We start from the raw sequence: 12,098 nt of genomic DNA on the forward strand, positions 1-12,098 counted from the left end.
CTCACTGCTCGGCGCGCACCTGCGCCATGGCCAGCACGTCCAGGCGCCGGTCGAGCTCCTCGGCGGAGATCTTGTCCGGCACCAGGCCCCGGGCCACGACGGTCTCGCGGATGGTGGCGCGGTCGGCCAGGGCCTGCTTGGCCACCTTGGCCGCCTCCTCGTAGCCGATGGCCGAGTTCAGCGGGGTGACGATGGACGGGGAGCGCTCGGCCAGCTCGCGGCAGTGGTCCTCGTTGGCCACCAGCCCGTCGACGCAGCGGTCGGCCAGCAGCCGGGACGCGTTGGCCAGCAGGCGGATCGACTCCAGCAGGTTGCGCGCCATGACCGGGATGGACACGTTGAGCTCGAAGCTGCCCTGCGCACCGGCCCAGGCGATGGCCGCGTCGTTGCCGACGACCTGCGCGCACACCTGCAGCGTCGCCTCGGGGATGACGGGGTTGACCTTGCCCGGCATGATCGACGACCCGGGCTGCAGGTCCGGCAGCGCGATCTCGCCGAGGCCGGTCAGCGGCCCGGACCCCATCCAGCGCAGGTCGTTGCAGATCTTGGTCAGCGACACCGCGATCGTCCGCAGCGCCCCGGAGGCCTCGACGAGCCCGTCCCGGGCGGCCTGGGCCTCGAAGTGGTCGGTGGCCTCGGTGAGCACGTCGAGCCCGGTGGCGTCCCGCAGGGCGGCGACGACGGCGGCCCCGAACCCGTCGGGTGCGTTGAGCCCGGAGCCGACGGCCGTGCCGCCGATCGGCAGCTCGCCGAGGCGGGGCAGGGTGGACTCGACGCGCTCGATGCCGGCCTGCACCTGGCGGGCGTACCCGCCGAACTCCTGGCCCAGGGTCACCGGGACCGCGTCCATCAGGTGGGTGCGGCCGGACTTCACCACGGTGCGCCACTGCTGGGACTTCGCCGCCAGCGCGGCCTGCAGGTGCGCCAGCGCCGGCACCAGCTCGGTCACCACGGCCTCGGTCGCGGCGAGGTGGGTGGCGGTGGGGAACGTGTCGTTCGACGACTGCGAGGCGTTGACGTGGTCGTTGGGGTGCACCTCCACCCCGGAGCGCCCGGCGAGGGTGGCGATGACCTCGTTGGCGTTCATGTTCGAGCTGGTGCCGGAGCCGGTCTGGAACACGTCGATGGGGAACTCGTCGTCGTGCTCCCCGGCCGCGATCCGGTCCGCGGCCGCGCCGATGGCGGCGGCGTGCTCGTCGGAGATGGTCCCGAGCCGGGCGTTGACCCGCGCGCACGCACCCTTGAGCAGTCCCAGAGCCCGGATCTGCGCGCGCTCCAGGCCGCGGCCGGAGATGGGGAAGTTCTCCACGGCCCGCTGGGTCTGCGCGCGCCACAGGGCGTCGGCGGGGACGCGGACCTCGCCCATGGTGTCGTGCTCGATGCGGTACCCGGCGTCGTTGCCGGCAGCGGTGTCAGCCATGGCCACACCCTGCCACGCCCGGTCCTGCCCGGTCAGGGGCGCCCGCCCGCGCTCCTGGCCCTACTGTGAGGTGGCCCACGCACCGGCCCCGCACCGCACCCGCACCGGCCCGGCACCCCGAGGAGACGCGTTGACCGAGACCACCGCCCCCACCGCCGCGAACCCCTACGGGGCGCCCGTCGAGACCGATCCCGGGCAGGTGGTCGCCGAGACCGGGTCGCAGGCCGCCGCCGGCTCCGGGGCCGTCACGTGCGACCTGCTCGTGGTCGGGGCGGGCCCGGCCGGCCTCTACGCCGCCTACTACGCGGGCTTCCGCGGCATGGCCGTGGCCGTGGTCGACACCCTGCCGGAGCCGGGCGGCCAGGTCACCGCCATGTACCCGGAGAAGATGATCTTCGACGTGGCCGGCTTCCCCGCCGTGCGCGGCCGCGACCTCGTCACCGGGCTCGTCGCGCAGGCCGCGACCTACTCCCCGACGTACCTGCTGGGCAGGCAGGCGCGCACCCTCACCGAGGACGGGTCCGGCTACCGGGTCGAGCTGGCCGACGGGGGCACCGTCACCACCCGCGCCATCCTCGTGACCGGCGGGCTGGGCACCTTCACCCCCCGCCCGCTGCCGTCGGCGGAGTCCTGGGACGGGGACGGCGTGGTCCACTTCGTCCCGGAGATGGCCCGGCACGCCGGGCAGGACGTCGTCGTGGTCGGGGGCGGGGACTCCGCCTTCGACTGGGCGCTGGCCCTGCACCCCATCGCCAAGTCGGTCACCCTCGTGCACCGCCGGGCCAAGTTCCGCGCCCACGCCGGCACGGTCGACGCGGTCCGCGGGCTGGGCGTGGAGCTCGTCACCGATGCCCAGGTCGTCGGGTTCGAGGCCGCGGCCGATGGGGGCCTGCAGGCGCTTAAGGTGCAGACCGGGGACACCGAGCGGGTGCTGCCCGCGCAGACCGTCGTCGCCGCGCTCGGGTTCACCGCCGACCTCGGCCCGCTCACCGAGTGGGGCCTGGAGATCGACCGGCGCCACGTCGTGGTCGACTCCGCCATGCGCACCGCGCGCGCCGGCATCTACGCCGCGGGCGACATCGCCACCTACCCCGGCAAGGTCGCGCTCATCGCCACCGGGTTCGGCGAGGCCGCGACGGCGGTCAACAACATCGCCGTCGAGCTCGACCCCGGGGCGCACCTGTTCCCCGGCCACTCCTCCAACGAGGGGTAGCGGCCGGGGCGGGACGCTCAGGGCATGGGCGGCGCGGTCGGGTCGTCGCGGTCGAAGTCGACCGAGGAGTACTCGCGCAGCTTCGACAGCCGGTGGTAGCCGTCGATCATGCGCAGCGTGCCGGACTTCGACCGCATGACGATGGACTGCGTGGTGGCCCCGCCCGCGCGGTAGCGCACCCCGCGCAGCAGGTCGCCGTCGGTGATGCCGGTGGCGCAGAAAAAGACGTTCTCCCCGGAGACGAGGTCCTCGGTGGTGAGCACCCGGTCGAGGTCGTGCCCGGCGTCGAGGGCCTTCTGGCGCTCGGCGTCGTCCTTGGGCGCGAGCCGGCCCTGGATCGCGCCGCCCATGCACCGCATCGCGGCCGCGGCGATGATCCCCTCGGGGGTGCCGCCGGTGCCCATGAGGATGTCGACGCCGGAGTCGGGCCGGGCCGCGGCGATCGCCCCCGCGACGTCGCCGTCGGAGATGAGCTGGATGCGTCCGCCCGCCTCCCGGATCTCGGCGATGAGGCCGTCGTGGCGGGGCCGGTCGAGGACGCACACGGTGATGTCGGAGACGGCGGAGTCCTTGACCTTGGCCACCCGCCGGATGTTCTCCGCGACGGGGACGGTGAGGTCGATGACGTCGGCCGCCTCGGGCCCGACGGCGATCTTCTCCATGTAGAACACGGCGGACGGGTCGAACATGGCGCCCCGCTCGGCCACGGCGAGCACGGCCACCGCGTTGGGCATGCCCTTGGCCATCAGCGTGGTGCCGTCGATGGGGTCGACGGCGACGTCGCACGCGGGCCCGTCGCCGTTGCCGACCTCCTCGCCGTTGAACAGCATGGGCGCCTCGTCCTTCTCGCCCTCGCCGATGACGACCACGCCGCGCATCGAGACCGACCCGACGAGCTGGCGCATCGCGTCCACCGCGGCACCGTCGCCGCCGTTCTTGTCCCCCCGGCCGACCCAGCGTCCGGCGGCCATGGCGGCGGCCTCGGTCACGCGCACCAGCTCGAGGGCCAGGTTGCGGTCCGGCTTCTCCCGCCGGCTCGTCGAGCTGGGCGGCGGGGTCATGGGGCCTCCTGGGGGGTGTGCGCGGGTGCGCGGCGTGCGTCGGGGGTGATCCTCGCAGAGCGGGCCGGCTCGCGGGCGCGGCCCCCGCCCGGCGGTGGGAGGATGGGGCGTGCCCTCCAAGCCCCGCCACCTGCTCTCGGGCCGGGACATGGCGTACTCGATCATCCCGCTGGTCCTGATCTGCCTGGTGCTGGCCGGCGCCTCCCGGGCCTGCGCCTTCAGCCCCGGGGGTCCGCAGGCCGCGCCGCCGCCGACGACGATCGACGCCGCGGCCACGCTGTCGTCGCAGGCCACCACGGCGGGGTTCCCGCTGCGCCTGCCGCGGCTGCCCGAGGGCTGGGTGGCCAACTCGTCGAGCCGCACCACGGTGCGGGGGGCGACGGGCGGCACCTCGGTCGGGGTGGGCTGGATCAGCCCCGACGGGCGCTACCTGCGGCTGGTGCAGAGCTCGGCGGCGACCGACCCGCTGCTGGCCGCGGAGGTGCAGGGCCGGCGCAGCCCCACCTCGGCGGAGGACCTGACCGGGACGAGCTGGACGATCTACACCCAGCAGGGCGCCGAGCCCGCGTGGGTGGCCGACCTCGGCCCGGTGCGGCTGCTGATCACCGGCAGCGGCACCGAGGAGGACTTCCGCACCCTGGCCATCGGCACCACCTCGGCCGAGCCGCTGCCGGGCTGAGCCGGGCTCAGTCCTCGTCGGCGCGGGCCAGCGCCTCCTCCACGCGGGTGCGGGCCCCGGCCAGGTGCTGCTCGCACCGGGTGGCCAGCGCCTCGCCGCGCTCCCACAGGGCCAGGGACTCGTCGAGGCCGAGGCCGCCCTGCTCGAGCACGCGCACCACCTCGACGAGCTCGTCGCGGGCCTGCTCGTAGCCGAGGCCGTCGGTGGGGGCCGGGCCGTCCCCGGTCGCGTCCCGTGCGTCGTCCTGGGGGTCGTCCTGCCGTGCCCTAGCCATCCTGGTCCCTCTCGTCGGTGCGGGCGGTGACGGCGCCGTCGGCGACGCGCACGCGCAGCCGGGTGCCGGGGGTGACCTCGGTGACGGAGCGGACCACGTGGGCGCCGTCGGCGTCGAGCCGCTGCACCACCGCGTAGCCGCGGGCCAGCGTCGCGGCGGGGCCGAGGGTCGCCAGCCGGGCCCGCAGGTGGGCCGTGCGGGTGGTGGCGTCGTCGATGCTGCGGCGGACGTCGCGGCGGGCGGCGGCGCGCAGCCGGTCGACCTGCTCGGCGCGGGCGGTCACGGCGCGCAGCGGGTCGGCCTGCACCGGGCGGGCGCGGACCGCGGTCAGCGCGGCGGCCTCCCGGCGCACCCAGCCCGTGAGCGCGGCCCGGCTGCGGGCGCGCAGCTCGTCGACCAGCGCCTGCTCGGCCGCGGCGTCGGGCACCACCTGCTTCGCGGCGTCGGTGGGGGTGGCGGCGCGCAGGTCGGCGACGTGGTCGGACAGCGGGGAGTCCGGCTCGTGGCCGATGGCGCTGACCACCGGGGTGCGGCAGGCGGAGATCGCGCGGCACAGCGCCTCGTCGGAGAACGGCAGCAGGTCCTCCACGCTGCCCCCGCCGCGGGCCAGCACGATGACGTCGACGGACTCGTCGGCGTCGAGCTCGCGCAGCGCGGCCAGGATCTGGGTCACCGCGGTCGGGCCCTGCACCGCGGTGTTGCGGACCTCGAACCGCACCGCGGGCCAGCGGGCGGCGGCGACGCTGAGCACGTCGCGCTCGGCGGCGCTGGCCCGGCCGGTGACCAGCCCGACGGTGCCGGGCAGGAACGGCAGCGGGCGCTTGCGGCGCGGGTCGAACAGGCCCTCGGCGCCGAGCAGCTGGCGCAGCCGCTCGATCCGGGCGAGCAGCTCCCCGACCCCGACGGCGCGGATCTCGTCGACCCGCAGGCTGAAGGTGCCGCGGCCGGCGTAGAAGTCCGGCCGGCCGTGCACGACGACCCGGCTGCCCTCGGTGAGCGGGACGGGGCTGGAGCGCAGCAGGGTGGCCGAGCACGTCAGCGTCATCGACATGTCGGCCGACGGGTCGCGCAGCACGACGAAGGCGGTGGCCTGCCCCGGGCGCAGGCTGATCTGGGTGACCTGGCCCTCGACCCAGATGTGGCCGAGCCGGGCGATCCACTGCCCGACCTTGAGCGAGACGACCCGCACCGGCCACGGCTGCTCCGCCGTGCTGGGGGTGCTCACGGCTCGGCCCGGGGTGCGGCGGCGGGGGTGTGGGTGCGGCGGGGTGCTACTGGTCGCGGACGGTGTCGACGCGGTTGCCGAGCATCGTGACGAACGGCGCCCGGTTGCGGTGGGACTGCTCGTAGCCGAGCAGCTCCTCGAGCTCGGTCAGCGACAGCGAGCGCAGCCGCGCCCGCAGCTGGGCCAGCGTCATCGTCGCGTAGCCGGGCACCGGGGCGCTGCCGGACTCGGCGAGGGTGGGCGCCGCGCGGGTCTCCTCCGCGTCGTCGGGCACCTGGGTGTACAGCGCGAAGCGGCCCGGCCCGCCGGCGCGGGACCCGTTGGCCGAGCCGGACCGGGTGATCGAGGAGACCGACCGCGGCCCGGGGGTGGCGGCCTCGGAGTCCTCGTCGAACGTGGCCCAGCTGGGCTCCGCCTCGGCCGGGGTGAGGAAGCTGAGCACCTCGTCGCCGCGGATGGCCAGGGCGGTGACGTGCTGCTGCAGCCGCATCGCGCTCTGCAGCGCCTTGGACACGGCCGTCACCGGCAGACCGGTGACCGTGGAGGGGAGCGAGCGCACCTCGTCGACGGTGGTGGCGGCGATTCCGGCGGCGACGCGCGCGGCGAACGGCACTCGAGGCATGGCCCCAGGGTGCCTGATCAGCGGCGCGACCGCTCACGCACCCCCGCTGCGGGGGCGTGGTCGGGGGCAGCGTCGCGGTCGCCGGCGGGGGTGGCGCCGTGGTGCGCGCGTCCGTCGGCTCCGGGGCCCTGTCCGGGTGGCGGTCCGCCCGTAGGCTGGGCACATGACCTCCGCTGCGGACGACCCGACCGCCCCCGGCGCCAAGCGCGTCCTGCTCGCCGAGCCGCGCGGCTACTGCGCGGGCGTCGACCGCGCGGTCGAGACGGTGGAGCGGGCGCTGGAGAAGCACGGTGCGCCGGTCTACGTCCGCAAGGAGATCGTCCACAACCGCCACGTGGTGGAGACGCTCTCCGACCGGGGCGCGGTGTTCGTCTCCGAGACCGACGAGGTGCCCGAGGGTGCGCTGGTCGTGTTCTCCGCCCACGGTGTCTCGCCCGCGGTCCACGCCTCGGCGGCGGCCCGCAACCTGCAGACGATCGACGCGACCTGCCCGCTGGTCACCAAGGTCCACCAGGAGGCCAAGCGCTTCGCCCGCGACGACTTCGACATCCTGCTCATCGGCCACGAGGGCCATGAGGAGGTCGAGGGCACGGCGGGCGAGGCGCCGCAGCACGTGCAGCTGGTCGACGGCCCCGAGTCGGTGGACGCGGTGACCGTGCGCGACGAGAACAAGGTCATCTGGCTGTCGCAGACCACGCTGAGCGTGGACGAGACGATGCAGACGGTCCGCAAGCTGCGCGAGCGCTTCCCCGCGCTGCAGGACCCGCCGTCGGACGACATCTGCTACGCCACCCAGAACCGGCAGGTCGCGGTCAAGGCGATGGCGCCGGAGTGCGACCTCGTCATCGTCGTGGGGTCGACGAACTCCTCGAACTCCGTGCGCCTGGTCGAGGTCGCACTCGGTGCCGGGGCGCGTGCCAGCCACCTCGTGGACTACGCCAAGGAGATCGACGAGACCTGGCTCGAGGGGGTGCGCACGGTCGGCGTCACCTCGGGCGCGTCGGTGCCGGAGGTGCTGGTCCGGGGCGTGGTGGACCGGCTGGCCGAGCTCGGCTACGACGACGTCGCGCCGGTCACCACCGCGAACGAGACGCTGGTCTTCGCCCTGCCCCACGGCGTCCGGGAGCCCCGCAGCGCGGTGCGCTAGGAACTGCTCAGCGCCGTGCGCTAGGACCTGCTCAGCGTGGCGCGCTGGTCGGTGTCCAGCGCGGTGCGTCAGCGGTAGCGGTGGCCGCTGCGACGTGGCTCGCCCCGTCGCGGCTCGGGCGACCCTGCACGGCCCGGCTCCTGCCAGCGTGACTGCGGCGGCCGTTCCGGCAGCCGGTCGCGCGGGTCGTCCTCGCGCGCCCGGCGGTAGCGCGGCTCCTCCGCGCGAGGAGGCGCTGGGCGGGGGGTGCGTGCCGGCCGGTTCGTGACGGGCTCGGCGGGCCACGGGGTGCGGGACGCCTCGGCCGGTCGCTCCCGACGCGGTCGCGGGTCGGGTACCTGGGGGTCGCGGGAGCGGGGGTCGCGCGCCTGGGGGTCGCGGGGACGGGGAGCCTCCGGCCGCGACGGTGCCCGGCCCTCGCGCTGCCACGGCGACCGGTCGTCGTCCTGCGGCGCGGCACTGCGCGCCGGCGTGGCTGCGGCGGGTCGGCCGCTCCCGGCCCGGCGTGCGCCGGCCCGGCGCGGAGCTGCGCCACCGCCGGCGGGTCGAGCCGCGGCCGGCCGGGCGGAACGGCTGGTGTGCGCCGGTCGGGCCGCGCGACGGGTCCGGATGCGCACCACCCCGATCGCGATCGTCAGCAGCGTCGCGACGGCCATCGTCGGGAAGCCGTTGACCAGCGGGATCGCCGTCGCGATGACCTTGCCGCGGGTGCTCGAGTCGCCGGGACCGCCCAGCAGCAGCACGACCGTGGGGACCGCGACGGCCAGCACCAGCGGGGGCTGCACCATCGCCGCGAACAGGCCCCGCTGCGCGACCGCCAGGACGGCGGCGAGGCAGCCGAGGCCGTAGAAGACCTGGAAGACCGTCGTCAGGGTGTCGCCGATGAGCAGGTCGATCCCCGCTCCCACGGCGGTCAGCACGACCGCCAGCGCGACCGCACCCCACCACGGGACACCCCTGCGGTGCGCGACGACCGACCACTCGGCCCGGGGCACGGGCTCGCCCGGGGACTCGTTGCGCACGCCACGACAGTAGCGGCCGGCTGCTGTGCCTCCCCTCAGCCCGCACGACGGTCGTCCTGCCGCGGGTGCTCGTCGGCGGCCGCCGCGGCCCACGGCGGCGGGGCCCCGTCGGGCAGGAGTCCGGCCGCCTGGACCCGGCGGGGCCGGGTCTCCACCTGCTCGGGCTCGGGGACGGCCGGCCCGCCGAGCCCGAGGTCGCCGAGCTTGCGGGCGGTCACCAGCACGCGGGACTCCAGCGACCCGAGGGTGGCGTTGTAGGCCTCGACGGCGCGCCCCAGCTGCCCGCCGAGCCGGTCGAGGTGCCCGCCCACGGTGGCCACCCGGGTCTGCAGCTCGCGGCCGAGCTCGAGCACCGCGGCGGCGTCGCGGTGCAGCGTGTCCTGCCGCCACGTGTGGGCGACGGTGCGCAGCAGGGCCACCAGCGTCGTCGGGGTGGTGATGACGACGTTGCGGGCGAACGCGTGCTCCAGCAGCCCCGGCTCGGCGCGCAGCGCCGCCTCGAGGAACGGGTCCCCGGGGACGAACAGCACGACGAACTCGGGCGTGTCGGCCTGCGCCCGCCAGTAGGTCTTGCCGGCCAGCTGGTCGACGTGCGCGCGCAGGGCGCGGGCGTGAGACGCCAGGAGCGTGGTGCGGGTGCGCTCGTCGGGGGCGTCGACGGCGTCGAGGAACGCCTGGAACGGCACCTTGGCGTCCAGCACCACCGTCCGGCCGCCCGCGAGGTGCACCACCATGTCCGGTCGCACCCGCGCGGTGGTGTCACCGCGGTCGACGTGCCCGTCGGCCTGGGTGGTGAAGTCGCAGTGCTCCGTCATCCCGGCCAGCTCGACCACCCGCTGCAGCTGCAGCTCGCCCCACCGTCCGCGCACCTGGGGCGCTCGCAAGGCGGTGACCAGCCGCGAGGTCTGCGTGGTCAGCGCTTCGGACGTGCGGTGCATCCCCGCGACCTGCTCGCTGAGCCCCGCGTAGGCCTCACCGCGCACCCGCTCGACGCGGTCGAGGTGCTCCGCGAGCGAGCCGACCGCCTCCCGGAGCGGCCCCACGACCCCGGCCACCTGCGCCCCCACCTCGCCGGACTGCCGACGCGCGGCGTCGGCGCCGAGCAGCTCCAGCGACCGGCGCAGGTCGGCCTCGCCCTCCTCGCGGCCCCGCACCCGCGCCTCGGCGGTCGCCAGCCGCTCGGCGGTGCGCGCGCCGTGCGCGAACCACCCCAGGGCAGCACCGAGGAGCAGGGTCAGCAGCAGCGCGAGCGCGGTCGTCGGGTCCACGTCCCGGACCGTGCCCGGGGGGTCCGACAGTTCCGCTCCTGCGCCTGTCCGGGTCACACGAGCACCACCCGTCACACCGCGGCGCGGGGCCGCGGTTCTGTCGGACCCCGTCCCTACCGTGCGGGGCATGCGGTTGCTGCACACCTCCGACTGGCACGTGGGGCGGACGTTCCACGGCGTCGACCTGCTCCGTGAGCAGGCCGCCGTGCTGGCCGAGCTGGCCCGGCTGGTCACCGAGCACCACGTCGACGTCGTCCTGGTCGCGGGGGACGTCTACGACCGGGCGGTGCCGGGCGCGGACGCCGTCGACGTGTGCACCACGGCCCTGGAGGCGATCCGCGCCGCGGGCGCCCAGCTCGTCGTCACCCCCGGCAACCACGACTCGGCGCCCCGGCTGGGGCAGGCCGGCTCGTTCGCCGCCGCCGGTGGGCTGCACCTGCGCACCCGCACCGCCGAGGTGGGTCGGCCGGTGCTGCTGGCCGACGAGCACGGCCCCGTCGCGGTCCACGCCCTGCCCTACCTGGAGCCGGACACCGCCCGGCACACCCTGGGCGTCGAGGGCCGCGGCCACGCCGCCGTGCTCTCCGCGGCCATGGACCGGGTGCGGGCCGACCTGGCCACCCGCCCGGGGGTGCGCAGCGTGGTCACCGCGCACGCGTTCGTCACCGGCGGGGAGGCCACCGGCAGCGAGCGCACCATCTCCGTCGGCGGGGTCGAGGCGGTGCCGGCGGGGGTGTTCGACGGGGTCGACTACGTCGCGCTGGGCCACCTGCACTCCCCGCAGCGGCTGACCGACCGGGTGCGCTACTCCGGCAGCCCGCTGCCGTACTCCTTCGGCGAGCGGACCCACCGCAAGGCGGTGTGGCTCGTCGACCTCGACGCGGGCGGCCTCGGCGCGGTCACCCGCCTCGACCTCCCCGTCGTCCGCGGGCTGACCCAGCTCGAGGGCACCCTGGAGGACCTGCTGGCCGACCCGGCGCACGCGGCGGCCGCCGAGGACTTCGTCTCCGCGGTGCTGACCGACCCCGTGCGGCCGGTCGACGCGATGCGGCGGCTGCACACCCGCTTCCCGCACGCGGTGCACCTGGAGTGGCGGCGGCCGGGCGGCACCGAGGCCCTGGACTACGCCCGCCAGGTGCGGGGCCGCACCGACCGCGACGTCGTGGGCTCGTTCCTGACCGACGTGCGCAGCGCCCCCGAGCCCTGGGAGACCGAGCTGGTCGAGGCGGGCATCCGGGCGGGCGAGCAGTGAGGCTGCACAGCCTCGAGGTCACCGCCGTGGGCCCCTTCGCGGGCACCGAGCGGGTCGACTTCGACGCCCTGGGGGCCGACGGGCTGTTCCTGCTGCACGGGCCCACCGGGGCGGGGAAGACGAGCGTGCTCGACGCGGTCGCGCTCGCGCTGTTCGGCACCGTGCCCGGCGCCCGCCGTGAGGGCAGGCGGCTGCGCTCCGACCACGCCGCCGACGGGGTCGGCCCGCAGGTGGTGCTCGAGCTCACCGTGGGCGGGCGCCGCGTGCGACTGGTGCGCCGCCCCGAGTGGCAGCGGCCGAAGAAGCGCGGCACCGGCACCACCAAGGAGCCGGCCCAGGCGTCGTTGACCTGGGTCGACGAGCCGGGGTCGGAGGGCATCACCCGCATCGACGAGGTGGCCAGGGTCGTCGAGGGCCTGCTCGGGATGAGCGCGGACCAGTTCTTCCAGGTGGTCCTGCTGCCGCAGGGCGAGTTCGCCCGGTTCCTCCGCGCCGGGACCGACGAGCGGGCCACGCTGCTGCAGCGGCTGTTCGACACCGGCCGCTTCGCCTCGGCCGAGGCCTGGCTGGCCGAGCGGCGGCGCAGCACGGCCGCCGCGGCCGACGCCGGCCGCCGCGAGGTCGAGGTGCTCCTCGGGCAGGTGGCCACCGCAGCCGGGTCCGACGGCCCGGCGGAGGACGACGCACTGGGCTGGGCCCGGGCGCAGCGCGACGCGGCGACGGCGACGGAGGAGGCCCGGTGCTCCGAGCTGGAGCAGGCCCGCGCCGCGGCCACCGCCGCCGAGGCCGAGCTCGCCGCGGCCACCGAGCACGCCGGCCTGCTCGCCCGCCGCACGGACGCCCGTGACCGGCTCGCGGTGCTGGCGGCCTCCGCCGGGCAGCGGACCGACGCCACCAGGCTGCTCGACGCCGCCC

The 12,098-nt window shown here is 76.2% G+C and carries 12 protein-coding genes; 5 read left to right on the forward strand and 7 right to left on the reverse strand.

Annotated features, from left to right (window positions below):
* Position 1 precedes the first annotated feature (1 nt).
* Positions 2–1,420, reverse strand: coding sequence for a class II fumarate hydratase (locus tag ACYVOF_RS14645; RefSeq protein WP_460867690.1), 1,419 nt, complete (start codon positions 1,418–1,420; stop codon positions 2–4).
* Between the two features lie 199 nt (positions 1,421–1,619).
* Between ACYVOF_RS14645 and ACYVOF_RS14650 the strand changes: the two genes are divergently transcribed.
* Positions 1,620–2,633, forward strand: a complete 1,014-nt coding sequence (locus ACYVOF_RS14650; RefSeq protein WP_460867717.1) for an NAD(P)/FAD-dependent oxidoreductase — start codon at positions 1,620–1,622, stop codon at positions 2,631–2,633.
* 17 nt (positions 2,634–2,650) lie between these two features.
* Here ACYVOF_RS14650 and glpX read toward each other — a convergent pair whose 3' ends face one another.
* Positions 2,651–3,694: a class II fructose-bisphosphatase gene (gene glpX, locus ACYVOF_RS14655; RefSeq protein ID WP_460867692.1), complete on the reverse strand. Its 1,044-nt coding sequence runs from the start codon at positions 3,692–3,694 to the stop codon at positions 2,651–2,653.
* 109 nt (positions 3,695–3,803) lie between these two features.
* On the opposite strand from glpX, the gene ACYVOF_RS14660 reads away from it, so the two are divergent.
* Positions 3,804–4,373 carry a DUF4245 domain-containing protein gene (locus ACYVOF_RS14660; protein ID WP_460867694.1) on the forward strand — a complete coding sequence of 190 codons (570 nt, stop codon included), beginning with the start codon at positions 3,804–3,806 and terminating at the stop codon, positions 4,371–4,373.
* 7 nt (positions 4,374–4,380) lie between these two features.
* Here the strand turns inward: ACYVOF_RS14660 and ACYVOF_RS14665 are convergent, their stop codons facing one another.
* The 3 genes from ACYVOF_RS14665 to ACYVOF_RS14675 are packed head-to-tail and all read right to left on the reverse strand — an operon-like array spanning position 4,381 to position 6,494.
* Positions 4,381–4,647, reverse strand: a complete 267-nt coding sequence (locus ACYVOF_RS14665; protein ID WP_460867695.1) for an exodeoxyribonuclease VII small subunit — start codon at positions 4,645–4,647, stop codon at positions 4,381–4,383.
* A complete protein-coding gene (gene xseA / locus ACYVOF_RS14670; RefSeq protein ID WP_460867697.1) occupies positions 4,640–5,872 on the reverse strand; it encodes an exodeoxyribonuclease VII large subunit in 1,233 nt (410 codons plus the stop codon). The genes ACYVOF_RS14665 and xseA overlap by 8 nt, the downstream gene beginning before the upstream one ends.
* Positions 5,873–5,918: 46 nt before the next feature.
* Positions 5,919–6,494: a lipid droplet-associated protein gene (locus ACYVOF_RS14675; RefSeq protein ID WP_460867699.1), complete on the reverse strand. Its 576-nt coding sequence runs from the start codon at positions 6,492–6,494 to the stop codon at positions 5,919–5,921.
* 163 nt (positions 6,495–6,657) lie between these two features.
* Between ACYVOF_RS14675 and ACYVOF_RS14680 the strand changes: the two genes are divergently transcribed.
* A complete protein-coding gene (locus tag ACYVOF_RS14680) occupies positions 6,658–7,641 on the forward strand; it encodes a 4-hydroxy-3-methylbut-2-enyl diphosphate reductase (RefSeq protein ID WP_460867700.1) in 984 nt (327 codons plus the stop codon).
* Positions 7,642–7,709: 68 nt separating this feature from the next.
* On the opposite strand, the gene ACYVOF_RS14685 is transcribed toward ACYVOF_RS14680, so the two are convergent.
* Positions 7,710–8,663, reverse strand: a complete 954-nt coding sequence (locus tag ACYVOF_RS14685; protein ID WP_460867702.1) for a DUF6542 domain-containing protein — start codon at positions 8,661–8,663, stop codon at positions 7,710–7,712.
* 35 nt (positions 8,664–8,698) lie between these two features.
* Complete coding sequence (locus ACYVOF_RS14690) at positions 8,699–9,931, reverse strand: DNA recombination protein RmuC (protein WP_460867704.1); 1,233 nt, start codon at positions 9,929–9,931, stop codon at positions 8,699–8,701.
* Positions 9,932–10,058: 127 nt separating this feature from the next.
* Between ACYVOF_RS14690 and ACYVOF_RS14695 the strand changes: the two genes are divergently transcribed.
* Both ACYVOF_RS14695 and ACYVOF_RS14700 read left to right on the forward strand, forming a co-directional pair.
* A complete protein-coding gene (locus ACYVOF_RS14695; protein WP_460867706.1) occupies positions 10,059–11,183 on the forward strand; it encodes an exonuclease SbcCD subunit D in 1,125 nt (374 codons plus the stop codon).
* Positions 11,180–12,098: AAA family ATPase (locus tag ACYVOF_RS14700; RefSeq protein WP_460867708.1), on the forward strand; the 919-nt coding region annotated here is incomplete at its 3' end. The genes ACYVOF_RS14695 and ACYVOF_RS14700, both read left to right, overlap by 4 nt.

This window comes from Rhodococcus aerolatus, from assembly GCF_054783215.1.

Coding starts and splice junctions, on each gene's coding strand:
- ACYVOF_RS14645 (WP_460867690.1), bottom strand. CDS start 1,420: ATGGCTGACACCGCTGCCGGCAACGACGCCGGGTACCGCATCGAGCAC.
- glpX (WP_460867692.1), bottom strand. CDS start 3,694: ATGACCCCGCCGCCCAGCTCGACGAGCCGGCGGGAGAAGCCGGACCGC.
- ACYVOF_RS14665 (WP_460867695.1), bottom strand. CDS start 4,647: ATGGCTAGGGCACGGCAGGACGACCCCCAGGACGACGCACGGGACGCG.
- ACYVOF_RS14675 (WP_460867699.1), bottom strand. CDS start 6,494: ATGCCTCGAGTGCCGTTCGCCGCGCGCGTCGCCGCCGGAATCGCCGCC.
- ACYVOF_RS14680 (WP_460867700.1), top strand. CDS start 6,658: ATGACCTCCGCTGCGGACGACCCGACCGCCCCCGGCGCCAAGCGCGTC.
- ACYVOF_RS14695 (WP_460867706.1), top strand. CDS start 10,059: ATGCGGTTGCTGCACACCTCCGACTGGCACGTGGGGCGGACGTTCCAC.